A 23,198-nucleotide genomic window follows, 5' to 3' on the forward strand; every position below is an offset into this window, starting at 1 on the left:
TCTCTGTGTTCATTTGCCCTCCCGGCATGGACAAGCGGAGTAAGAATGTTCATACTAGATGTCATAACATAAAGGAGCGATATATGTATGAATACAGACACACTTGAATTGTTCAAAACATTAACAGAATTCCCCTCAGCCTCCGGCTTCGAGCGCGAGCTGCGCGCTTATGTCAAGGAGGCTATGACGCCTTATACGGACGAATTCGTACAGGACCGGCTGGGCAGCCTGTTCGGTGTGATGCGCGGTGAAGTAAGCGGTCCCAAGATTATGGTGGCCGGCCATTTCGATGAGGTAGGCTTCATGGTTACCGGCATTACAGACAACGGGATGATCCGCTTCACACCGCTGGGCGGATGGCTGGCTTCGGCCGTGGCCTCACAGCGCCTGCAGATTATTACGCCGAAGGGTACGCTGAACGGCGTGGTCGGCAGTACACCTATCCATCTGCTGAGCGCGGATGAACGCGGCAAAGCCGGGGAGATCAGCAAGATGTACATCGATATCGGCGCAGACAGCCGGGAAGAGGCGCAGAGCTTCGGTGTAGCTCCAGGACAGCAGGTCGTGCCGGTCTGCCCGTTCACACCACTCTCCAATCCGAAGAAGATTATGGCCAAAGCCTGGGACAACCGCTATGGCGTTGGACTGGCTATTGAATTAATGAAGGAACTGCACGGGCAAGCCTTGCCGAATACGCTCTACTGCGGGGCTACCGTTCAGGAAGAGGTCGGGCTGCGCGGTGCCCGGACAGCTGCCAATCTGCTGGCACCGGATATTTTCTTCGGGCTGGACGCCAGCGCCGCTGCCGATATGACCGGCGACCGCCAGGCCTTCGGCCATCTGGGCCAGGGCGCGCTGCTGCGTATTTTTGACCCGACGATGATTACTCACCGGGGACTGATTGAATATGTGCAGGATACGGCTGACACCCATAAGATCAAATACCAGTATTTCGTCTCCCAGGGAGGAACGGATGCGGGTCAGGTGCATCTCAGCGGAATCGGTATTCCTTCAGCGGTGATCGGGATCTGTTCCCGTTACATCCACACGGCAACCTCAATTATCCACAGTGATGATTATGCGGCAGCCAAGGAGCTGCTGATCAAGCTCGTGCAAGGACTGGACCGCACGACACTGCAGACGATTTTGGAGAACAGCTAATCAATCTCCCCACTTTTAAGAGTCACACACTAACGCAAACAGCCGCAGGGATAAGCTTATAGGCTTTCCCTGCGGCTGTAATTCTATGTTCTTAACTCAAAATCGCGTATTGCTCCATCGCAGACTGATGAATCGGGTGATCCGCAGCAAGCCCGGTGTACTTCGTCAGCGCTGCTTCTGCTCCAAGCTCCGCGATTGCGGCCCCCAGCTCCACCGCTTCCGGGTCATCCCCCGCCTTGAACAGCAGCGCACCGGCCATGGAACGAGTCAACGCCGTGTAGCTCAGCCCTCTGTCATACGCCTGCGTTGCAGGGGATACCAGACGGTCATTCGGCGACAGCTTGCGCAGCGGCGAACGGCCTACACGGGACACCTCATCGGTCAGCGCCGGATTGCGGAAGCGCTCCAGGATTTTATCGATATACTTAATGTGCTCCGATTCATCGAAGCCGTGCTTCTGGACCAGCACCGCGCCGGTCTCCTCAAGTACCTCGCGAACCTTCGCCGTTAACGCCTCATCCGCCATAGCCTGCTGTATGGTCTCGTAGCCCTGCAGATAGCCAAGGTACGCCGCAGAGCAGTGACCCGTGTTCACAGTGAAGAGCTTGCGTTCAATATACGGCTCCAGATTCTCTACATAATGCACACCTTCAACCGGCGTATAGCCCGGGATCATCTGCGAGGCGTCCACCACCCATTCATAGAACGGCTCCACGACCACCTTCAGAATATCCTCATGCTGCTGGAGCGGAACGATCCGGTCCACAGCCGCGTTCGGAAAAGCAACCGAAGATTCAGCCTTCGTACGGGTCTCATCATCCAGCTTCGCATATACCAGCTCCTTGAGCTGTGCACTGCCGCCAATCGCATTCTCGCAGGCGATTACATGCAGCGGCGCGGAGGAGACAGCCACTCTTCTGCGGATGCCCTCCGCCACAGTACCGGCAATATGCTTCAGAATGGACACGCCGACTGCGGTTGTAACCAGATCAGCTTCAGCAATGGCGGCCGCCACTTCATCCGCATGCGTGACACTGCTAAGAGCCGTTACATTCTTCACGATGACCGTTTCCTGACCGTCGCTGGCCAGCGTGACCGGATACTCGCCGCGCTTCTTGAGCTGGGTAACAAAGGCCTCATTTACATCCACAAAAGTAACTTCATAGCCCGCCTGCGACAGCAACAGCCCGATGAAGCCCCTGCCGATATTGCCCGCGCCGAAATGGACCGCCTTCATTACTCCAGTCCCCCTTCGAAGATTGCGATAACATCAGCAGCCGTAGGGGCGTTCATGACGCGGTCAATGGCATCATCCTCGGTGAATATCATCGCCACGTTCGTCAGAACTTCCATATGCCCGTCACCTGCGGCTGCAATACCGATGACTACAAACGCCGGCTCATCGCCGCCGAAATCCACCCCGTCCGGAAAGCGGATGATCGACAACCCGGTTGACTTAATAAAAGGCCGCGCTTCCTTGGTACCATGCGGAATAGCCAATCCGCCGCCCATATAAGTGGACACCACCTCCTCGCGCTCAAGCATCTTGGGAACATATTCTTCCGTTACATGCCCTGCATCAACCAACAGCTTGCCCGCCATCTTGATGGCTTCGTATTTATCGTTTGCGGCACCGTGCATAATCACTTTATTTTCTGACAGTATACTCATATGGTTTCTCCCGCTTTCAACTTTTATTTTGGAAAAAATGAAGCAGCTCCGAGGACAAATACCCCCGGATCTCTGACTCTGAACGCTCTTCCAGCAATTGAACCAGCTCGGAGTTCAGCAGCAGTGCGCTGATCTCGCTGAGCACCTCCAGACTCTCCTTGGAGAGTCTGCGCGGAGCCAGCATGAGCAGAATGACTCTGACCTCTGTATCCCCCTCCAGAATTACGGGCTGATCGAGCCGGTACAGGGTCAGCGAGGACAGGTGAATATGGCTGCTTCTGGTATGGAACAGCGCCAATGCGGTATCCGGGATCACCTGACTGGTCATCCGCTCCCGTTCGAGCAGACGCTCCAGCACAATACCGGCATCCCCGACCACGCCGTTTCCATTCAGTGTCTCCAGCATCTCCACTATCGTCGCTGACAGATCCATCCCCTTATTATCAATCGGATGGAAGCGGAACCGCTCCAGCAGGCTGACGATCTCATCCAGAATGCCCTTGTAGCTCCTGAGCCGTTCAAGCGAGGCTTCCTCCCGTGCCGCATGTTCCGGTTCACCGGACATCCCCTTCCCTCGTTCCCGCAGGGTAGTATTCTGGATGTAATTCAGCAGCTTCTCAATCTCCTCCGCTGTGAGCAGGGGACTGATCTTAATGTAACGCTCCTTATCAATCGGCAGATCAATGGTAGATATAATCAGATCGTAATCTTCATCCGGCAGGCGTGCCGCTTCATACCAGGAGATGTTGCCGAGAATCTCAATCTGCGGCATTTCCTTGGTCAGACGGGTGGCGAGCAGACGGGAAGAGCTGAGGCCGCTGGCACAGACCAGAATGGCTCTTACGTTGCGCCTTAGCTGGTTCAGCCGCTCTGCAGAAGCTCCGAAATGCATGACCAGAAATCCGATTTCTTCATCCGGAATCTCAAGCTCCAGCTCCATATCCTCCACGGCTGCGCGGATGATGTTGAACAGATATTCGTAATCCCTGCGGATCGGGCCGAGCAGCGGGTTGCGGATGCGTGTGCCTTCCCGGATCCGCTTCAGCGCCGGATCAATATGCTCCAGCAGCCCCTCGCGCAGGGAACGGTCACTCTGGAAGGGCAGCCCTGTCCGCTTGACCACACTCTCCGTCAGCTTGTAGACAATCTCCATTAATTCAATATCGCCATAGGCGTAGCCCGACGAGGAGAAGGAATCCTGGACCCGGTCGAACAGCCCGGCGATATACAGAATCTCTACCCGGGGGATCTTCAGCTTAAGCACCTCAGCGAGCTGCCCCACAAACCGCTCGGCTCCGGCAATGTTCCGGTGATCGGACACCCTGGAATAGCCCGCTTCCGCCCCGCTGTCGATGCTCCGGTTAAGCTCAATCCGCCGGGTAGTGACAGCAAGGGCCAGGAGCATCTCCATATAGACAATTTCGGGCAGCTCCGCGGTCCATTTCCATTCCATATCCCACAGCGTATTCTCTACTTCCATAAGGTTGGACTTTCCAACTGTAGTTAATAGAAAACGAAAAGCCGGATTGCTCTCAGCCAGAGAACCATGGCCGACCAGATCAGACAAATCCAGATGCTCTGCGGCTAACCGCCCAATCGCCCGTCGCTTGTCGATCTCGCTGCCGGTGATTTCTACGCCGTAGCCTCGCCTGCGGACCAGCTCCAGACCGAACTTACGGACCCAATGCTCCAGTTCATCCAGATCATAGCTAATAGAAGCAACTGTAACCTTGAGGGAATGCGCAAGTGTGAACAGCTTCACCGGCTCTTCTGCCTCCAGCAGCACGCAGAGCTCGAATACCTTGCGGTCTTCGCCGGAATAATCCGCCGGCTTCTCTTCCCGCAGGAACAGGCGCAGCTCCGCAAGACCGGCCTCCGGGCCGCTCAACTGGATGCCTTTGCCTGATTTTTTGATCAGATCAAGACCAAAGTCCTCAAGCGCGGACTCTATATCCTCCATCTCCCGGTGTACGGTTCTTACGCTTACCCCGGTAGCCTCGGCAATTTTTACAGCGGTAATCTCTCCGGTCGCTTCAAGCAGAAGCCACAGGATCTGGCGCTGTCTGGCGGTAATTTTCGTCATTTCCGCTAACCCTCCGCCTTGCATCAAGCAAAAACGGCTATACCGTCCTATAAGGGACGGCATCCGTTTCTGCGAGAACTATATACTTAAATTGTACACGTATGCCTCTTACTTCAAACGTTCCACCAGCTCATCGTATTTCGGGCTCTTCAGGAAGTTATCGATCGAGATATGCTCGGCATTCGGATTGCTGGCAATCGCCCGGTCCGTCAGCGTCTTCTGGGTAACCACGATATCCGCGTCGGCAGGAATTTCACTGACGGCAGAGTTAGTCACCGTGATGTTAACCCCTGCGTTCTGCAGTTTCTTTCTCAGCACCGATGCCCCCATGGCACTCGATCCCATCCCTGCATCACAAGCGAATACGATTTTGTGGACACTTGCTTTGTTGCGGATATTGGAAGCCACGGTTGCTGTAGCCGCAGTCTGAGCTGCAGTACCGGCCGACTTCATGTCTCTCATTCTGGCTTCTGCCGCTTCCAGATCCATCTCCTCTTCATCATTACTCTTGGAAGATCTCAGAAGCACAGCTGCAATCAGGAACGATACGATGGTAGCCACGACAACCCCGGCAATCATCGGAAGATATCCGCCCTTAGGTGTCATTGCGAAATAGGCAAAGATACTGCCTGGTGAAGGAGAAGCTACCAGACCGGCGCCCAGCATCTGGAAGGTGAATGTACCGGACATTCCGCCGCCGATGACCGCCAGAATCAGACGCGGGTTCATCAGGATGTAAGGGAAGTAGATCTCATGAATCCCGCCCAGGAAGTGAATGATAATAGCGCCCGGTGCAGAGGATTTGGCAGAGCCTTTGCCCGCCAGCCAGTATGCAAGCAGGATACCAAGTCCGGGACCCGGATTCGATTCAAGCATGAACAGGATGGATTTGCCGATTCTCTGGGACTCTTCAAGCGCAATCGGTCCCAGTACCCCGTGGTTGATCGCATTGTTCAGGAACAATACCTTGGCCGGCTCAATGATGATGTTGATGAGCGGCAGCAGGTTATGGTTCACCAGGAACTCCACGCCATTCGAGAGGATATTGGTCAGGCCTTGAACCAGCGGTCCAACACCCTTTAAGGCTCCCAGAGTCAGCGCGCCGCCGATGATACCCAGCGAGAAGTTGTTAACCAGCATTTCGAACCCGGCTCTGATTTTGCCGTCCACAGCTCTGTCGAACTGCTTCAGCACCCAGGCAGCCAGCGGACCGACAATCATCGCACCCAGGAACATAGGAATCGTCGAGCCGACGATAACCCCCATGGTCACCAGCGCACCAATGACAGCACCGCGTTTGCCGTGAACCATCTGTCCGCCGGTGTAACCGATCAATAGAGGAAGCAGATAGTTAATGATTGGACCTACTAGAGCTGCAAGGCTCTCATTGGGATACCAGCCCGTTGGAATGAATAATGCTGTAATCAATCCCCAAGCGATGAAAGCGCCGATATTCGGCATAACCATACCGCTGAGCATACGTCCGAATTGTTGAACCTTCACCCTTGCACCGCCGGATGAAGCTTGTTTCGTTGCCGTTGTGGCCATTTAAGATGCCCCCTTATTGTAATGAACGGGAACCTTCCGCAACTCTTCCTGAAAGGTGTTTCCCTTTGAACACATCGTAAATCAAAGCGCTTTCTTTGTCACCAAATTGAAAACACGGTTTCGGCATGAACATTGTTGACAACATTTAAGAGCTCCTGCCAAGGGGCTTAAGTCCAGTTTCCGCCTTGCTTCCAACGGCCTACAAGCTTCTCCCTAGGATGCACAAATTTACGTATAATATCATCTAAGGCTTAGGAAGCGTACAAGAACGGAATCAACCTGTGTACGCTCCTCATTGGCGGTCTGTAGCCGCTATCCGGCCCGCGTACCTTAGCAGCTTCCATATTACTGTTTCCCAGACAACAAAAAAGCCGCCCCCTAAGCGGAGACAGCTATGCCATACAGCAGCGGTTAAGCTATGATTAAATCATGTCCAGCGGAATCTTCCACGACGGCTGGGGAAAAGCATCGTCGAGCTGCCACAACTCTTCGTCTGAAAGCACAAGCTTCGCGGCAGCGGCATTCTCATTCACATGTTCGCGGGTGGCGGCTTTGGGGATAGCCAGGATATCCTCGTCCCGGATACTCCAGGCCAGCAGAACCTGCAGCGGAGTGACCTCATGATTCCGGGCAATCTGCTGCACAGCTTCATTCTCAGACAGCCCTTTTCTCAGCGTGCCTGCCTGGGCCAGCGGAGAATAGGCCATGACAGGAATCTTATGTCCTCTCAGCCAGGGCAGCAGATCATGCTCGATCCCTCTTGAGCCCAGATGGTAGAGCACTTGATTGACTGCGCAGTGATTGCCGCCGGGAATACTCAGCAGCTCCTGCATATCTGCAGTATCCAGATTGGATACGCCCCAGCGGGCGATTTTACCGGAAGCAACCAGTGCCTCCATCCCCTCCACGGTCTCTTCCAGAGGAATGTTGCCTCGCCAATGCAGCAGGTACAGGTCCAGCTGGTCCGTGCCGAGCCGCTTCAGGCTGGCTTCGCAGCTGTTAATCAGCTTAGTCCCGCCCGCATTATGCGGATAGACCTTGGAGACCAGGAATCCGCGGTCGCGGATTCCCCGCAGCGCTTCACCAACCAGCTCCTCGGAACGGCCGTCCCCGTACATCTCAGCCGTATCAATCAGATTCATACCCAGCTCCACACCCTGGCGAAGCGCAGCAATCTCTTCTGCCCGGTTCGCCGGCTGGTCGCCAATCCTCCACGTTCCCTGCCCCAGTCTGGGCAGCACAGCTCCGTCCTTCAGGCGGATATTCTCAGATACAGGTCTGCTCATATGTGATAAGTCTCCTTATTAAGAATAATGTTCTTACTAACTATACTTACCATAACCGGGGCAGCGAAACATCCGTTAAGTGTCCAACTCCGTAACGTTTCAGCGGAATTCTCAGCCAATCAGCTTCAAGCCGGCTACGGCTCCCAGGATCAGCACAATGCAGAAGATCCGCCGCGGATCGCGGGCTTCACCGTAGAACAACATGCCCATAACCGCTGCCCCTGACGCTCCAATCCCTGTCCAGATCGCATAGGCAATCCCCATCGGCAGACTCTCCATCGCCAGAGACAGCAGCAGGAAGCTTGCCCCGAAGCCTAGAATCAGAAGGCAGACAGACTGCCAGTTGCGGTCCTTGTGCAGCTTGCCAATCATGGCAACCCCGAACATTTCACATATACCGGCGGCAATCAGCATAACCCATGCCATATCAGTTCAGCCCCTTTGTCTGTTCAGATTCAGCCTGAGCCGGGGTAACCAGCTTCAGTCCGACGACCCCTGCCAGCAGCAGGCCAATCAGCAGCAGCTTCAGCGGCCGCAGCGGTTCACCGAACAGGACTCCGCCCGCAAGAACGGTACCCGCGGTTCCAAGTCCGACAAATACAGCATAGACCGTCCCGACCGGCAGCCTGCCGCTGGCCCAGATGAGGGCGTAGAAGCTGATCAGTATAGCCGCTGCCGTAACCGCCCATTCCCATGGAGCGGAGGCATGCTTCAGCCCGATGACCCATACCACTTCAAAGCAAGCAGCGCCTGCAATCATGATCCAGCTCTTAGTGCTCTTCTTCATTTCTCCTGCCTCCTGTTTCATAAAATAAGCCCGGAAGGTTATCGTCATTATTGACGATACCTCCCGGGCTTTTGTCCCTCCGTGTATACACGGATTGGCTTCATCCGTGTGTTCTCCCTCGGACCAGGCCAGCGGTGTGTACCTGCTGCGGAACCCTAGAGAACTATTAACTGCTTATGAACTTACACCGTATGTTAGCAAACTACGCTGCGGAATGCAACCCCTGCATCTCTTACTCCTGTCCGGCCAGCCTGTTCAGCTCCTGCAGATCCGCTTCCAGATCCGCCTCGGTATACTTGCCCTGGCCGAAGCCGATCATGGCGCGCAGCGGCATATATTTCATCATGGCCAGCAGCATCTCCGGATTGTCGCCAAGCACATCCTCCAGCCCGAACACGCTGCTGAAGCTCTTCGCCTTCTCCTCCGTCAGCGGATTGGCGAGCAGATCGCCGACTGTGGTGTTGCGGTGGAAGCGGCCGGACAGCTTCACGGTGGATTCCAGCTCAAGCTGCGTGCTCAGACGGATATCGCGTGACGAAGATCCGACAGAGATTGTGAACATCCCGCTCTCTACATGCCAGTCAGCCAGCTTCACATTGTAGTAGGCAAAAGAACGCTTATCCAAGGTGAAGGTTACGATGCGTTCTTCCCCAGGCTGCAGCTCGATCTTGGCGAAGCCCTTCAGCTCCTGCAGCGGACGGATCACACTACTCTCCATATCACTGACATACAGCTGCACAACTTCCTTGCCTGTTCTGCTGCCGGTATTCTTAACGGTGACCGATACCTGCACAGTGTCTGTATCCTGAATGCGGGTCTGATCCAGCACCAGGTTGCTGTACTCAAATTCCGTGTAGCTTAGTCCGAAGCCGAAGGGGAACAGCGGCTCGATTTCTTTTTTATCATAATAGCGGTAGCCTACGAACAAGCCTTCCTTGTACTCCACCGTATCGCCTTCACCGGGGAAGTTCAGGAAGGACGGATTGTCGCTCAGCTTCATCGGGAAGGTCTCCGCCAGCTTGCCGCTCGGGCTCACATCGCCGAATAACAGATCCGCAACCGCACCGCCAAAAGCCTGACCGCCCAGGTAGCCTTCAAGCACCGCCTTCGCCCTATGCAGCCAAGGCATCTCGACCGGCGCGCCGTTGCTCAGCACTACAATAATCTCGCTCTGAACCTCGGCCACCGCTTCGATCAGCGCCTTATGGCTCGCAGGAAGCAGCAGATGGCTACGGTCATAGCCCTCCGATTCGTAGCGGTCAGGCAGACCAAGGAACAGCACAGCTGCATCCGCCTTAGCTGCTGTATCACAGGCTTCGCGCAGCAGATCCGCATTGATGTCATCGCTCTCCAGCTCATAGCCCTGTGCGTACAGGAAGCTGGCCGCATCCCCGGCAACGGCCTGCAATTCAACGAAGGCATCATCCATCCGGCTCGGATTCACATGCGAGCTGCCCCCGCCCTGATAGCGCGGCTGCTTGGCGAATTCACCGATCACGGCGATCCGGCCGCTCTTCACAAGTGGCAGAATCCCGCCTTCGTTCTTCAGCAGCACCATACTCTCCCGGGCCACTTCGCGTGCAAGGTGATGATGCTTATCTGCATCGAAGACCGCTTGCGGGTTGCGGTTTTCGACACTTTTGAAGATAAAGGCCAGCATCCGCTCTACAGCGAGATCCAGCGTCTCCATAGCCAATTCACCGCTCTTCACAGCCGCTACAATCTTGGCGTCTCCGATTCCAGCGCTTGACGGCATTTCAAGCTCCAGTCCTGCTGCTAGTGCCTTTACCCGCTCATTGACAGCTCCCCAGTCGGACACGACGAAGCCTTCGAAGCCCCATTCCTCGCGCAGCACCTTGGTCAGCAGCTCATAGCTCTCGGAAGCATACTCTCCGTTCACCTGATTGTACGAGCACATCACACTCCACGGCTGGCTCTGCTTCACGGTGCCTTCGAAGCTGGCTAGATAAATCTCGCGGAGCGTCCGCTCATCAATAACCGCATCCACTGACATGCGGCGGTGTTCCTGGTTATTGGCGGCAAAATGCTTCAGCGACGTCCCCACTCCCTGGCTCTGCACACCCTTCACATGATTCGCAGCCATCTCTGAGGCCAGGAACGGGTCCTCCGAGAAATATTCAAAGTTCCGCCCATTCAGCGGAGAGCGCTTGATATTATTGCCTGGTCCGAGCAGAACGGCGACATTCTCCACCTGGCATTCCGTTCCCAGCGCCTCGCCCACCCGGAAGATCAGATCACGGTCCCACGAGGAGGCCAGTCCGGCCGCTGACGGAAAACAGGTTGCCGGTACACTGTTATTCAATCCAAGATGGTCTGCGTCACCCTGCTGCTTGCGGAGACCGTGAGGACCGTCTGTTACCATCACTGAGGGGATACCCAGACGTTCAATGCCTTTGGTGTTCCAGAAATCCAGCCCGGAGCAGAGTCCGGCCTTCTCTTCCAGTGTCATTTGCGAAATGAGCTTTTGAAGCTCTGTTACGTCCTTTGCCATTATATAGCCTCCTATGAATACGGTTTCTTGACTCCATTCTATAGGACTGTTCCGGCCAATTATGGTACTTTCTTTCGATTTTTGGTATTCTAAGTAGACAAAAGAGGGGGCGTCCTATGGCGAAGGAAATCGGGAATGACGATGGTATACAATACATCTGCAAGCTGATCTACGAAGCTTACCGGGTCCCGGTCTTGTGGCTTGATGAAGCGGCTGTGCCCCGTCTAGCCCTGGGACCGGCTGTCGTGGACCGGCCAGCCGTGCAGGGAACGGGCGGCCTGCCGGTTGAGGTGATGGAGCTAGTCCGGGGGCACGGAGGAGCGGCAGCGGGCAGGACGCTCAATGTGGAGACGGACGAGTCGTATAGTACGGTTAGCAGCAAGACAGCAGCTGAAGGCGGGACGCTTAACGCGGTGACGGATAGAACTGCTGCTGCGGCCGCACCCGCGTTACCGCGTCTGTACGCGACTGGCTTCCTGGAGAATTTCATTATTCTCCAGCTTCCCGGCGCTGACGGTGCCATCGTCACCGGCCCGGCGTTGAACGCACCTGTTACCGGTGATAATGCAGCCAGCCTGCTGCGCGACCACAACATCCCGCCCGGGCAGCAGGCAAGCTGGCTAGAGTATTACGGCAACCTGCCTATAGTTAGCCGGAGGCGCTGGTATCATGCGGCGCTGCTGCTCCACACGCTTGTCACCGGGCAGGCATTATCCGTAACGGAGCTGCTGCTGGCGGCGGGTACGCTGGCGGAACCGCAGCATCCGGCGGACGACAGCCCGGATCTGGACTTGTCCTACCGCCGCGAGCATACATGGCTGCACCATGACCCGATGCAGGAACGCGAAATGTTCCGCTATATTACCAATGGGGACAAGGCGGGGCTGCTGCGGACCCATGCTTCTTTTGCCGAAGAGAGCTACGGAAGGTTGTCCCGCAAAAGCCAGCTGCGCAGCAAAAAAAATCTGGCTGTCTCCTCCATCACACTGGCCACCCGCGCGGCGATTGAAGGCGGGCTGTTCTGGGAGATTGCCTATACGCTAAGCGACTTCCATATCCAGTATATTGAGGAGCTCCGCGATATTCCGGCGGTGGACCGGGCTATGCTGGCTGCGCTCTGTGACTTTGCCGATCAGGTAGAGGGCAGCCGCAGCGCAAGACATTCCCGCATCTCCGACCGGTGCCGGAATTATATTTACAATCATCTGTATGAGGAGTTGCCACTCGGCAGGCTGGCTGAATACGCCGGAATGAGCGCCAGTTACCTGTCCCAGCTGTTCAAAAAAGAAACCGGCACCGCCATCAGCGACTATATCCAGCAGCAGCGGGTCGAAGAAGCCAAGCGTCTGATCCAGCAGCCCGGTATCACGCTATCGGATATTGCTACCCGTCTGCATTTTAACGACCAGAGCTATTTCACCAAGGTATTCAAGAAGTATACCGGCCTCACCCCGAGACAATTCAAGCAACACTCCAAGTAGTTTCCAGAATTATGGTATGATTCTGCTATGAGGGCAATCCTACATTTGGTTATAAGGAGAGGTTCTGCATGATGGGAAGCTTAATATTCGTAGTAGCAGTAATATTCGTTGCGGTGATGGCTATTAATCGAAGCAATCGTAATGCCCGGTACAAAAATTACGGCAATAGAACCCGATCTCACTCGGGGGATCATTATTTCATCGCAGGTACGGGAGCCGATGCGGGCAGCTTCAACGAAGACAGCCGCCACAAAATTCATCCGGACTCGGACGGACACAGCAGCGCCAGCCATCATCATGGCCACCACCACGGGAATCATACCCCTGATCATCATCACGGCAGCCACGGGGGCTGGGACAGCGGCGGTCACAGCAGCCATGGAGGCGGCGATTTCGGTGGCGGCGGGGATTCCGGCGGTGGAGATTCTGGCGGCGGCGGTGGCGGTGGAGACTGATACAATTGACATTAGAGCCCCCAGGCTGCTGTAGTTCAGCAGCCTGGGGGCTCATCTCATGTAGCATTAGTTTTCACCTCATTCGCTCATCCCGCCTACTTCTCCCGAAATCAGGTGCACTTATGCCCTTCATTCGCTCATTCCGCCAACTTTCTCCGAAATCAGGTGCACTTATGCCCCTCATTCGCTCATTCCGCCAACTTTCTCCGAAATCAGGTGCACTTATGCCCTTCATTTGCTCATTCCGCCAACTTTCCCCGAAATCAGGTGCACTTATGCCAATGTCATTAAGATAAGTTCAAAGATAAGTTTGGAATTAATAAAGAGAATCCAAAACGGTATGGGGAAACGTCCTATGCCGTTTGTTTTTGGTGTAAGGAAGGAAAAAAGCGCATAGCAAACAAAGCGGATGGAAGATCCACTTAAAAAAATGTTCATGCGAACCGAATTATGCTACTCTGTAGACGAAGCTAATGGCGGATTTGCTACGTATTCTGCGTGTATTCCTTTGCCCAGGACGGGTGAGACGAATCGGCAAAATATTTTTGCGAATCAAAGCTTCCACATCAGGCGGGGGTCCATCGCCCTTGGAGCGCAGGAAATGTCTACAGACGTGAACGGCCACCGTGAAGTTGACTTGGTAGAGGTGCCGTTTATCCTTTTGGGAAATGACTACGTGCGAGGTAATCATTTCAGCGAAATTGTAGAGGATCATTCTTGCGAATATCTCTTGGGTAATGGACTCTTGCTTCTTTGCGTGAAAATGGGTCAGACCGATGGTGTATTTTAAGGCCCGGAAAGAGGTCTCAATCCCCCATCGCAGGTGATACAGTTCCCGGAGTTCATCCGGTGAGAATTCAGCAGCCGGTAGATTGGTAATGACGGTTTCATAATCGCCACTGGGCAGGAGGAAACGAACCACCCGAAAGGAAATCGGGTAAAACAGGTTCTTTTGCATGTCCAGAAAATCAAAGCTAGAGGTGGCCGGAAGAATTTTATAGATTTCGGGGTGATCCCTGAACGCTTTCGTTCGTTTTTTAGTCAGCGTCAGGTGAATCTCCTGATCAAACGCCCCTTCAAAGGTCAAGTGCAAGCCCGAAAGAATGCCATTCGAATGCAAATCCTTGACCCGTATGACGTACTTCCATCCTTTCCGTTCCAGATGCGCGAACGTATTGTAGCTTTCCAATCCTCGATCCGCCAACACAATGACGTTCCCCTGAATAGGGGACCGATCCACCATCGTGGACAGCGCCCTTCCTTCGTTGCGCAGCTTTCGAGGTTGAAGGATGGCGTCCACGTAAAGCCGGTTACAGAGGTCATAAGCAGCGTTCAAGTGCAGAAGGTTAAAGCCTTTCGAGTGGGGCTGACTTTGAGAATAGGTCAACGGGTCCGCAGGATCTGTTGCAATATGCAGATCGGAACCGTCAATGGCCAATAATCGATAGCCTCGATAATCCTTGAATTCCGTATGGGACGCGGTAAAGGTGTGAAACAAAGATTCGACCGCAGACGGCAAAATTTTATTTCTTTGCTGAACAAAAGCAGAAGAAGTTGCGGTGTTAACGTCATAGCCCTGCGATTCCAACAGTTCCTTATAGAGGCTGTTGCCGCCCATAAAGATCAGGGTTTGCATAACCATTTCAAAGGGTAGTTTTTTCGTTCGGGTAAAATCCTTTCCCGGGTTTCTGACGTAAGGCGCGGGGGCAGCCGCCATCTCACGGATGAGAGATGTCAGTCTGTCTTTCAGCGAATTTGCATAAGCATTCATTGGCGTAACCTCCTCGTTTTTTCAAGGGGCTTCGCCACACGTTTTCTACGGATTGTCAAGATTTTTTTGTGCAAAAAAAGAGCAGGCTATCTTTTCGATAACCTGCCTTTTTCTTGTTTTTGGCTCTATATCTTAACTTAATGACATTGGCACTTATGCCCCTCATTCGCTCATCCCGCCGGTGCATCCCGGGTTAGGATGTTACTGGGACGGGCTGATGAACTCCTGCTGTTCGGCACGGACTCTCCGGGCCGGGGAGAGTACAGACCGAAGGCTAAGGGCCAGCAGAAACGCCATGAAGAACAGCATAGTGGAGATGCCGAAGATCAATCTGGCGCCGGTATATACATACAACCATCCGAAGAACAGATAAGACAGCATATTGGTCGCCAGCGGCCCGCCTTCAAACACGGAACCGACGCGGCCGAGCAGGTTCTCAGGAACATAGGTCATTAACAGAGTCGATAGCGTAATGCTCAACAGAGATATGCCAATCCCGATAATGGCGCGGCTGAGCAGCATGGACCAAGAGCCGAAGGAGAGCGTGAGCAGCAACAGCCCCAGCGTCATGACCGCCGCTCCCCAAATGTTAATCCGCACATAATTTTTAAATTTCGCCCCAAGCAGGTTCAGACCAAGCGCCCCCGCGAACATACCGATGCCCCCGGCGGTGCTTGCCCAGGCTAAGTAATTCTGGTCTAAATGCAGCTCTTTCACCACGAAATATATGTTTAACAGATTAATCGCCCCTGTGCACGCCCCCATTACCGCCAACATGATAAATAAGCGTTTGGTGAGCGCAGAAGCGAAGATATACCGGAAGCCTTCCAGGACATCCACCCAAAAGGAGGTTGCCGGACCGGAACCGGAGGGTACTTCGAGGGGAGCCGGTCTCACCTTAAGACCCAGAATGAACAGGCTGCCAACGATGAAACAAAAGCCGTCCACAATTAAAGAAGTAGAGGCCCCCCACCACTCATAGACAAAGGCTCCGATCGCAGGCCCGGCAAGACTGATCAACGTATCTACCGTCTTTACAGAAGAGCTGGCGGTACCGTAATCCTCGTTGTCCACGGCTGTGACCGTTAATTTACTGATGGCAGGCTGAAAAAATTGCTGAACCGTACACGTGAAGGCCAGCATGACCAGTAAAAGCGGAACCTGCTCCATCCAGATCAATCCGGCCAGTACAAAAGACATCGCAGCCCGGATCACCAGTGTCGCCTGCAGCACCTTCTTAGGTTTTCTGCGGTCAACCCATGTTCCGGCAAGAGGAGCCATGATAAAGACCGGGAGCATCTGGGCAAACAAAAGAGCCGTCCGGTAAAAGACAGCTTGATCCGCTTCCGCAAATACCCAGAACAGGATAGCCCAGTTCCTGATCTCATCTCCTACAGAGGATAAGGTCTGCGTGCACCATAACCGGCGGAACACTCCGTTCTTCAGCATACTCCACAAGGCAAGGCCCCCTCTCTCTCGGTATTGTCACCCTAGGAAGTCAGCAATTCATGCGTATGGAAATGGTCGTACACCCGGCTGATCCATTCCTGCCGATCCTGTTCGCTAGCAGCAAAAGGATTCTCTAACGCCAGGTTGTGTACAACCGTCCGGAAGTCGCTCCCGCCCTCCATCTGTTGAATAATGGCAATGCTTAAAGGGTCCATGCTCATCACCCGGACGTAGCGCCTGTGGCCTTCAACGCTCTCCAGCACCAGCAGAATCCATTCTCCATCCCCCTCCGCAAGCTCAAGCTCTGCAGGAAGGGGACTGTGCAGCTTCAGCGCAGGGATGGAATAGTGCGGCTGCATCACTTTGACAGGCTTCATAGCAGTTGTGTCCTGCGGTGCTGTATCCTGCTGCATCAATTCCATCACCGCACGCTCATAAGACAGGAAGTCGTTAAGGACCCGCCCTGTTTCCGGCACAAGACCCTGCACCAGCTCATCAAGAATGAGGGCCAGCTCCGCTTCTTGAGGCATTGCCCCATGCATATCCAGCCTGGTTGAGACATAATCGATTGTACGGGTGTATGATACAGCCGCCAGATGATTGAGATAATACAAGGTGCGGAAAAACGAACGGGCCAGCGGGTAGTAGAGCTTTCTGATCCTGTGCAGCGTATGTGTATCCACAGATCGCAAGGAGTAATAGTTGCTGAAGATTTGCGGGTAGCTGGCAATCCAGTTCTTTTCAGTGCCGGATAGCTGGAAATCACTGTTCATATCGTTCGTGCTCCAGAACTGCCCGTCCAGCACCAGGCTGTCCTTCGCTGCGTCAAATAATTGGGTCCCGGGAAAAAGGGACAGCTGATGCAGCTGCACATCCGCTATTCCTATGGAGAGCAGCCGGACAATCATATCCAGCGTCTGATTCAGGTCTTCGGTTGTCTCTTCGGGAAATCCGGTAATAAATGAAGCCGTACATGACAGACCCAGCCGGTGGAGCTCGCGGAGAAGTTCGTAGGCCTGGTTCAGATCGAGCTTTTTGCCAATGACCTGCTGGATGGGCTGGCTGCCGCTCTCAATCCCGAAGAAGACGCCATTACACCCCGCCTGCATCATCACTTCAAACAGGTCTATATTAACGTGGTCTGTCCGGGAGGAGCAGCTCCAGGTGAAGGGCTCGCTGCAATCCAGCAGCTCCCGGCAGAATTGTCTGACAAACTTCTGATTAACCGTGAAATTATCATGCGTTAAGCTGAAATGGGTGATTCCCCAACGATCCCTGACGTATCTCATCTCGGCGATGATCCGGGCAGGACTTTTGGTTCTGTATTTTCGTGAAAAGAAGGTGGAGGTACTGCAAAAGCTGCAGTTAAAAGGACAGCCTCGCCCCGCCTCAACCGGAAAGAAACGGCTCTCCGGAGTGGTAAAATAGGCTTCAATATCCTCTATTAGATGAAAGGCGGGGAAAGGCGTATCATCGAGATTCCTCAGAATCGGCCGCGGCGGATTGGTGCGGATGGTCCCCTCTTCACGGAAGCAGATTCCTTCAACCTCTGAGAGCGGTTGGCCCGACTCCAGGGCCGCAATCAGCTCCGGCAGCGTCAGCTCGCCTTCCCCGGCAACGATATAGTCTATCGCCGGGAAATGGGTTAAGGTTTCAGCCTCTACGAAGCTTGCATGGGGGCCGCCAAGAATAATGATTCTGTCCGGGTCCAGCCGTTTGCATTCCTCCGCAATTCTCAGTGCGATCGAATAGTTGCCGCACATCGCCGTGAATCCGAGCACTCTGGATGGCTTGCCGATGATTAATCGGGCAATACCGGCAAGGGCTGCTGCATCGAAATGGCTGGTGCCTGAATAGAGTAATGCCAGATCGGTGAGACACACCCCGTACCCCGCTTCAAGAAGTGCAGCGCCGAGCACAAGCAGATTAAGCGGGGGATCAACGGTATCCACAGCTGCATTATAGGGCGGACATATCAATTGGATCATTTCCCAACACCTCACGTAAGAGAAGATTTAACTTAAGGCGGTGAATGAATCATTCAGCAGCTCCAGATGGCTGTCAAGGTCACGCTTCACATTTCCGCAGTAGGCGCCTAAGATCGAACCGGTGGTTCGGCCGGCTTGAACCGGACAATTCCCGGAGCATAGAAAAGCGATATTGCACGCTTTACACTCCGGCTGATTCAAGACATGGCGTTCCTTCCAGAGTGCCAGCTTCTGTTCATCCAGCTCAAGCTGAGGGTAATACGTTCCGAGACTCCATTTTTGATCCCCTATAATACTGGTGCAAGGGTAGACCTGGTGGTCCGGCGAGAAGGTGAATGTTCTGCCTCCGGCCGCCTCGCAAAAGTAACAGTTAGGAAAATAGCTATCTTTAGCGAGACCTGTTCCCAGCACGTTCTCAAATGGCAGGGAGAGTCTGGTTAGATCACTGTTTAACGTGGCATTCAGCCTTTGTAGTTTATCGTTTGGCACATGCGCTTTGATAAATTCCGTGAGCTGATAGCTGGGCAGCAGGCCCGGGGCGGAATTCCCTGCATAATTCTCAACGGGAGACAGTGAAACCGAGAAGTTAGGGTAAGCATTCCATTGCCGTTCCTGGAAGAAATCCAGAAGTTCATTCAGATGCTCTATATTCTCACCATCCAGATTGACACGAATAGCGATGTCGAAATCATGCTCCAGGAAGGAGTCAATCTGAGCGGTTATTTTCATAAAGGTTCCCTCATTGGCCCGGGTGATCCGCCGCCGGTCATGAACCGCCTGGGGGCCGTCTATGGTTAACTGGATTCTGAGCATGTCCTTGTAAGGCTCTAGCAATTCCTGATAATGTGACAGGAACACCCCATTTGATATGACCGTACCTGTGACTCCCCTTGCTTGGGCCTGCTCAAGAATAAGCCCGACGATTGATCGGTTCAGGGGCAGGAGCGGTTCTCCGCCAAAAATAACAAAATGATGCCGGGTAGACTGCTGCTGCTGCATGATTTGATCCATGGCCAGGAAGGCAGCCTGCACCTGATCTTCAGTCATCCGTTCATGGCTGGAGCGGATCTCTTGGGGCTCAAAGCAGTAGACACATTTCAAATTACAGGTCATGGAAGGGCAGAACACAAAGGAAATGTCACCTGATCCATGCTGATCCTGGTATTCTTGGTACCGGCGGATCAGAGCTTGCTCCTCTTCACGCTCCCTGTACAGATAACCTCTGCCGGCCAGAAACTGTTCTTCTTCAGCGGTGAGAGTATAGGCAGCAGGCTGTTGTTTCTGGAGGAACCGGCTGATATGCTCTTCCACAATATCCATTGCGCCTGACAGGGAATTGAAGATAAGATGACGTCCGTTTCTTAAGCGATACGTAAGAATATATTCTGAAATATACAATGTCTATCCCCCCTGGTATGAACAGCGGGAAGGCATAAGGATGCGCTTCCCGCTATTTCCCAAATATAAGGATGCTGTTAGATGGCTTTTTTGGCAGGATTGTTGATTTGAATGGATGCTTTCTGGCAACATGCCATTGGAACCGTAATTTCTTCAAGGTCTTTGGCTGAGAGATTCGTCCAGAGATCCTTGTTCTTCGTCAGTGATTTCATGTACATTACCTCCTCTCCTCTAAGAATATTTATGGCAAGGTAAATACCTTGACATCAGGGTAATGGAGCTCACTGGCAATAGCTTTCGAGCAGACGGTCCCGGTGAAGATCGAGATAGGTCTTCAGATATTGCCTTGTATCGCTGCAGTTCGATTCGAAATCCCTTAATTCCCCGTCTCTGCTTCCTTTCAGTACGCAGCCGCCCCCGCAGAGAGGCGCAAGATTACAGTGACTGCATTTGTCATTCACCACGATATCCCGGTGCCATCTCTGCCACTTCTCTTCATCCAATTGCAGCCCTTGAAGGTAGCTTCCAATCGAATACTCCGGGAATCCGACGGTTTCAACACAAGGATACAGCCGCCCGTCTGCACCAAATACGAGATTATGACGCTTTGAAGCACTGCAGCCGGACAGATCGAAGTAATAGTGGTCATCGTCTGTGTCAAACATAGCTTTGCGGAGTATCCGCAGCTTCTTCTCCATGAAATACCCCAGGCTGACCTTATACCTGCGCCGGGTGGCTTCCCAATCCGGGAAGAGTACATGAAGCTGCTTAAGAAGATCAGATTCAGGCTGGAAGCCGGCAACCTTCCCCGTATTGAAATTATCATTGATCGGGGCAATCTGGCAGGAGAAATCCGGTGAGCTTGTCCACTGAAGCCGCTCGAACCCGGCGAACATCTCCGGCAAATGCCGGACATTCTCCCGGCCTGTGTTGATTCGGACGGTTACGGGTATATGATGCTCCAGGAGAAAAGCAATGTTCGAGCAGATAAGATCATAGCTGCCGCTGTTGTTCCTGTATTTACGCAGCTGGTCGTGGATCTCCTTCGGGCCGTCCAGTGTGATTTGCATATGGCGGAAATGCGCCGAATGCTTCTGCAGAAAAGGGAAATACGCACCGAGTTCGGTACCGTTCGTAATGGAGAGAATAGGCCAACTCCGCTCAATAGCCTGCTGTAAAATAAACTCCACCTGAGATTGATTACGGGCCAGGAAGGGCTCGCCCCCGAAAAGCTCGAACTGGACGGCCGCCTCAGGCTGCTGATAGACCATCTGATCCATCGCCTGAAATATCTCATTAATCTGTGCAAGGTCAAGCGTCGGCGAGTCCTGGTGAATGTCCGATTGGAAGCAATAAGGGCAAGCGAGGTTGCATTTGTAGGTGGGGCAGATTGTGAATTGTAAGGCCGGATGAGAGCGGTAGTAGGTTTCTAGTGATTCACGGACATATTGTTCTTCGTTCATGTCCGTGAGGTACCCTCTGCTCTTAAGCAGGGTACGCGTTTCCGGGTCCAGATCGTTTAATGCAGATGTATCGGAGCTTCTATTAAAAAGAACACGGGCTACCTTGGGCTCAACCAAGTCTACAGCTCCGGTTAATGTATTCATGATCAGCAGAACATCATCGCTTAATCTGTGTTTGAAGTTATACTTAGACAATCTCATACGCCCTCATCCTCCTCAGGACTGATAGAGTTGCATTTACTAACTTGTAAATAATGTAAAACTTTTCCTGATGGACAACTATGATAAAAGTCATAAAATAGGAAATAATCTATTAAATGATATAAAAAGCAGGAAAATAGAAATCCCCAATTACTCTTGCAATAAGTAGATAGAAGCGGTTAACCACTCCAGTCCGCACCTGCCGCCAACTTTCTCCCGCAGTCAGGTGCACTAGTGCACCTCATTCGCTCATTCCACCCAATTCTCCCGAAATCAGGTGCACTTATGCTCCTCATTCGCTCATTCCGCCGACTTTCTCCGAAATCAGGTGCACTTATGCTACTCATTCGCCCATCCCGCCCACTTCTTCCGAAATGTCTACAGACGTGAACGGCCACCGTGAAGTTGACTTGGTAGAGGTGCCGTTTATCCTTTTGGGAAATGACTACGTGCGAGGTAATCATTTCAGCGAAATTGTAGAGGATCATTCTTGCGAATATCTCTTGGGTAATGGACTCTTGCTTCTTTGCGTGAAAATGGGTCAGACCGATGGTGTATTTTAAGGCCCGGAAAGAGGTCTCAATCCCCCATCGCAGGTGATACAGTTCCCGGAGTTCATCCGGTGAGAATTCAGCAGCCGGTAGATTGGTAATGACGGTTTCATAATCGCCACTGGGCAGGAGGAAACGAACCACCCGAAAGGAAATCGGGTAAAACAGGTTCTTTTGCATGTCCAGAAAATCAAAGCTAGAGGTGGCCGGAAGAATTTTATAGATTTCGGGGTGATCCCTGAACGCTTTCGTTCGTTTTTTAGTCAGCGTCAGGTGAATCTCCTGATCAAACGCCCCTTCAAAGGTCAAGTGCAAGCCCGAAAGAATGCCATTCGAATGCAAATCCTTGACCCGTATGACGTACTTCCATCCTTTCCGTTCCAGATGCGCGAACGTATTGTAGCTTTCCAATCCTCGATCCGCCAACACAATGACGTTCCCCTGAATAGGGGACCGATCCACCATCGTGGACAGCGCCCTTCCTTCGTTGCGCAGCTTTCGAGGTTGAAGGATGGCGTCCACGTAAAGCCGGTTACAGAGGTCATAAGCAGCGTTCAAGTGCAGAAGGTTAAAGCCTTTCGAGTGGGGCTGACTTTGAGAATAGGTCAACGGGTCCGCAGGATCTGTTGCAATATGCAGATCGGAACCGTCAATGGCCAATAATCGATAGCCTCGATAATCCTTGAATTCCGTATGGGACGCGGTAAAGGTGTGAAACAAAGATTCGACCGCAGACGGCAAAATTTTATTTCTTTGCTGAACAAAAGCAGAAGAAGTTGCGGTGTTAACGTCATAGCCCTGCGATTCCAACAGTTCCTTATAGAGGCTGTTGCCGCCCATAAAGATCAGGGTTTGCATAACCATTTCAAAGGGTAGTTTTTTCGTTCGGGTAAAATCCTTTCCCGGGTTTCTGACGTAAGGCGCGGGGGCAGCCGCCATCTCACGGATGAGAGATGTCAGTCTGTCTTTCAGCGAATTTGCATAAGCATTCATTGGCGTAACCTCCTCGTTTTTTCAAGGGGCTTCGCCACACGTTTTCTACGGATTGTCAAGATTTTTTTGTGCAAAAAAAGAGCAGGCTATCTTTTCGATAACCTGCCTTTTTCTTGTTTTTGGCTCTATATCTTAACTTAATGACATTGGCACTAATGCACCTCATTCGCTCATTCCGCCGACTTTCTTCGAAATCAGGTGCACTAATGCTCCTCATTACTCTTCATCACCATCAAACTCTAGGAATTCTGAGGGATTTATCCCTCTTTTCCCTCCATTTCAGTCACTTCCTCTAGATTCAAAGGGATTTATCCCTTCCATTTCAACCGTAGCGCCCGCTTCCAACGGATTCAAATGGATTTATCCCTCTGATCACACCGCCCCACCCATTTCCTCCAGA

18 protein-coding genes and 1 riboswitch are annotated in these 23,198 nt (G+C 53.0%); of the genes, 2 read left to right on the forward strand and 16 right to left on the reverse strand.

Annotated features, from left to right (window positions below; all coding sequences use genetic code 11):
* Positions 1-87 precede the first annotated feature (87 nt).
* Positions 88-1,161 (forward strand): M42 family metallopeptidase, encoded by a 1,074-nt coding sequence (locus MKY96_RS20695; RefSeq protein ID WP_340942862.1) that lies wholly within the window; start codon positions 88-90, stop codon positions 1,159-1,161.
* A gap of 91 nt (positions 1,162-1,252) precedes the next feature.
* Here the strand turns inward: MKY96_RS20695 and MKY96_RS20700 are convergent, their stop codons facing one another.
* The 8 genes from MKY96_RS20700 to MKY96_RS20735 form a co-directional block, all read right to left on the reverse strand.
* The gene (locus tag MKY96_RS20700) at positions 1,253-2,398 is read right to left on the reverse strand and encodes a mannitol-1-phosphate 5-dehydrogenase (protein ID WP_340942864.1); all 1,146 of its coding nucleotides are present in this window, start codon (positions 2,396-2,398) and stop codon (positions 1,253-1,255) included.
* A complete protein-coding gene (locus tag MKY96_RS20705) occupies positions 2,398-2,832 on the reverse strand; it encodes a PTS sugar transporter subunit IIA (protein WP_076079725.1) in 435 nt (144 codons plus the stop codon). The genes MKY96_RS20700 and MKY96_RS20705 overlap by 1 nt, the downstream gene beginning before the upstream one ends.
* 16 nt (positions 2,833-2,848) lie before the next feature.
* The gene (locus tag MKY96_RS20710; RefSeq protein ID WP_340942867.1) at positions 2,849-4,915 is read right to left on the reverse strand and encodes a BglG family transcription antiterminator; all 2,067 of its coding nucleotides are present in this window, start codon (positions 4,913-4,915) and stop codon (positions 2,849-2,851) included.
* Between the two features lie 108 nt (positions 4,916-5,023).
* The gene (locus tag MKY96_RS20715) at positions 5,024-6,463 is read right to left on the reverse strand and encodes a PTS mannitol transporter subunit IICB (RefSeq protein ID WP_340942869.1); all 1,440 of its coding nucleotides are present in this window, start codon (positions 6,461-6,463) and stop codon (positions 5,024-5,026) included.
* Positions 6,464-6,885: 422 nt separating this feature from the next.
* Positions 6,886-7,749 carry an aldo/keto reductase gene (locus MKY96_RS20720; protein WP_340942872.1) on the reverse strand — a complete coding sequence of 288 codons (864 nt, stop codon included), beginning with the start codon at positions 7,747-7,749 and terminating at the stop codon, positions 6,886-6,888.
* 111 nt (positions 7,750-7,860) lie between these two features.
* Positions 7,861-8,175: a DMT family transporter gene (locus MKY96_RS20725; protein ID WP_036725732.1), complete on the reverse strand. Its 315-nt coding sequence runs from the start codon at positions 8,173-8,175 to the stop codon at positions 7,861-7,863.
* A gap of 1 nt (position 8,176) precedes the next feature.
* Positions 8,177-8,536, reverse strand: coding sequence for a DMT family transporter (locus MKY96_RS20730; RefSeq protein ID WP_036725854.1), 360 nt, complete (start codon positions 8,534-8,536; stop codon positions 8,177-8,179).
* Between the two features lie 58 nt (positions 8,537-8,594).
* Positions 8,595-8,706: riboswitch (guanidine-I (ykkC/yxkD leader) on the reverse strand.
* 62 nt (positions 8,707-8,768) lie between these two features.
* Entirely contained in the window at positions 8,769-11,048 is a 2,280-nt protein-coding gene (locus MKY96_RS20735) for a glycoside hydrolase family 3 C-terminal domain-containing protein (protein WP_340942877.1), read from the reverse strand.
* Between the two features lie 116 nt (positions 11,049-11,164).
* Here MKY96_RS20735 and MKY96_RS20740 point away from each other — a divergent pair, with 116 nt between their 5' ends.
* Complete coding sequence (locus MKY96_RS20740) at positions 11,165-12,529, forward strand: helix-turn-helix domain-containing protein (protein ID WP_340942879.1); 1,365 nt, start codon at positions 11,165-11,167, stop codon at positions 12,527-12,529.
* An 80-nt stretch (positions 12,530-12,609) separates the two neighbouring features.
* On the opposite strand, the gene MKY96_RS20745 is transcribed toward MKY96_RS20740, so the two are convergent.
* From MKY96_RS20745 to MKY96_RS20780, 8 genes are all read right to left on the reverse strand, one after another.
* Entirely contained in the window at positions 12,610-12,996 is a 387-nt protein-coding gene (locus tag MKY96_RS20745; protein WP_340942881.1) for a hypothetical protein, read from the reverse strand.
* Between the two features lie 436 nt (positions 12,997-13,432).
* Complete coding sequence (locus tag MKY96_RS20750; RefSeq protein ID WP_076086935.1) at positions 13,433-14,755, reverse strand: IS4 family transposase; 1,323 nt, start codon at positions 14,753-14,755, stop codon at positions 13,433-13,435.
* A gap of 201 nt (positions 14,756-14,956) precedes the next feature.
* Positions 14,957-16,204, reverse strand: coding sequence for an MFS transporter (locus MKY96_RS20755; RefSeq protein ID WP_340944673.1), 1,248 nt, complete (start codon positions 16,202-16,204; stop codon positions 14,957-14,959).
* A gap of 41 nt (positions 16,205-16,245) precedes the next feature.
* A complete protein-coding gene (locus MKY96_RS20760) occupies positions 16,246-18,192 on the reverse strand; it encodes a B12-binding domain-containing radical SAM protein (protein ID WP_340942883.1) in 1,947 nt (648 codons plus the stop codon).
* Positions 18,193-18,219: 27 nt separating this feature from the next.
* Positions 18,220-19,590 (reverse strand): radical SAM/SPASM domain-containing protein, encoded by a 1,371-nt coding sequence (locus MKY96_RS20765; RefSeq protein WP_340942885.1) that lies wholly within the window; start codon positions 19,588-19,590, stop codon positions 18,220-18,222.
* 77 nt (positions 19,591-19,667) lie between these two features.
* On the reverse strand, positions 19,668-19,802 hold the full coding sequence (locus MKY96_RS20770) for a hypothetical protein (protein WP_339223142.1): 135 nt from the start codon (positions 19,800-19,802) through the stop codon (positions 19,668-19,670).
* A 69-nt stretch (positions 19,803-19,871) separates the two neighbouring features.
* Positions 19,872-21,254, reverse strand: a complete 1,383-nt coding sequence (locus MKY96_RS20775; protein WP_340942888.1) for a radical SAM/SPASM domain-containing protein — start codon at positions 21,252-21,254, stop codon at positions 19,872-19,874.
* A 179-nt stretch (positions 21,255-21,433) separates the two neighbouring features.
* The gene (locus tag MKY96_RS20780; RefSeq protein ID WP_340942891.1) at positions 21,434-22,798 is read right to left on the reverse strand and encodes an IS4 family transposase; all 1,365 of its coding nucleotides are present in this window, start codon (positions 22,796-22,798) and stop codon (positions 21,434-21,436) included.
* Positions 22,799-23,198 lie beyond the last annotated feature (400 nt).

Origin of the sequence: Paenibacillus sp. FSL R7-0302, from assembly GCF_038006885.1 — a bacterium.
In the GTDB taxonomy this organism is placed as follows: domain Bacteria; phylum Bacillota; class Bacilli; order Paenibacillales; family Paenibacillaceae; genus Paenibacillus_AQ.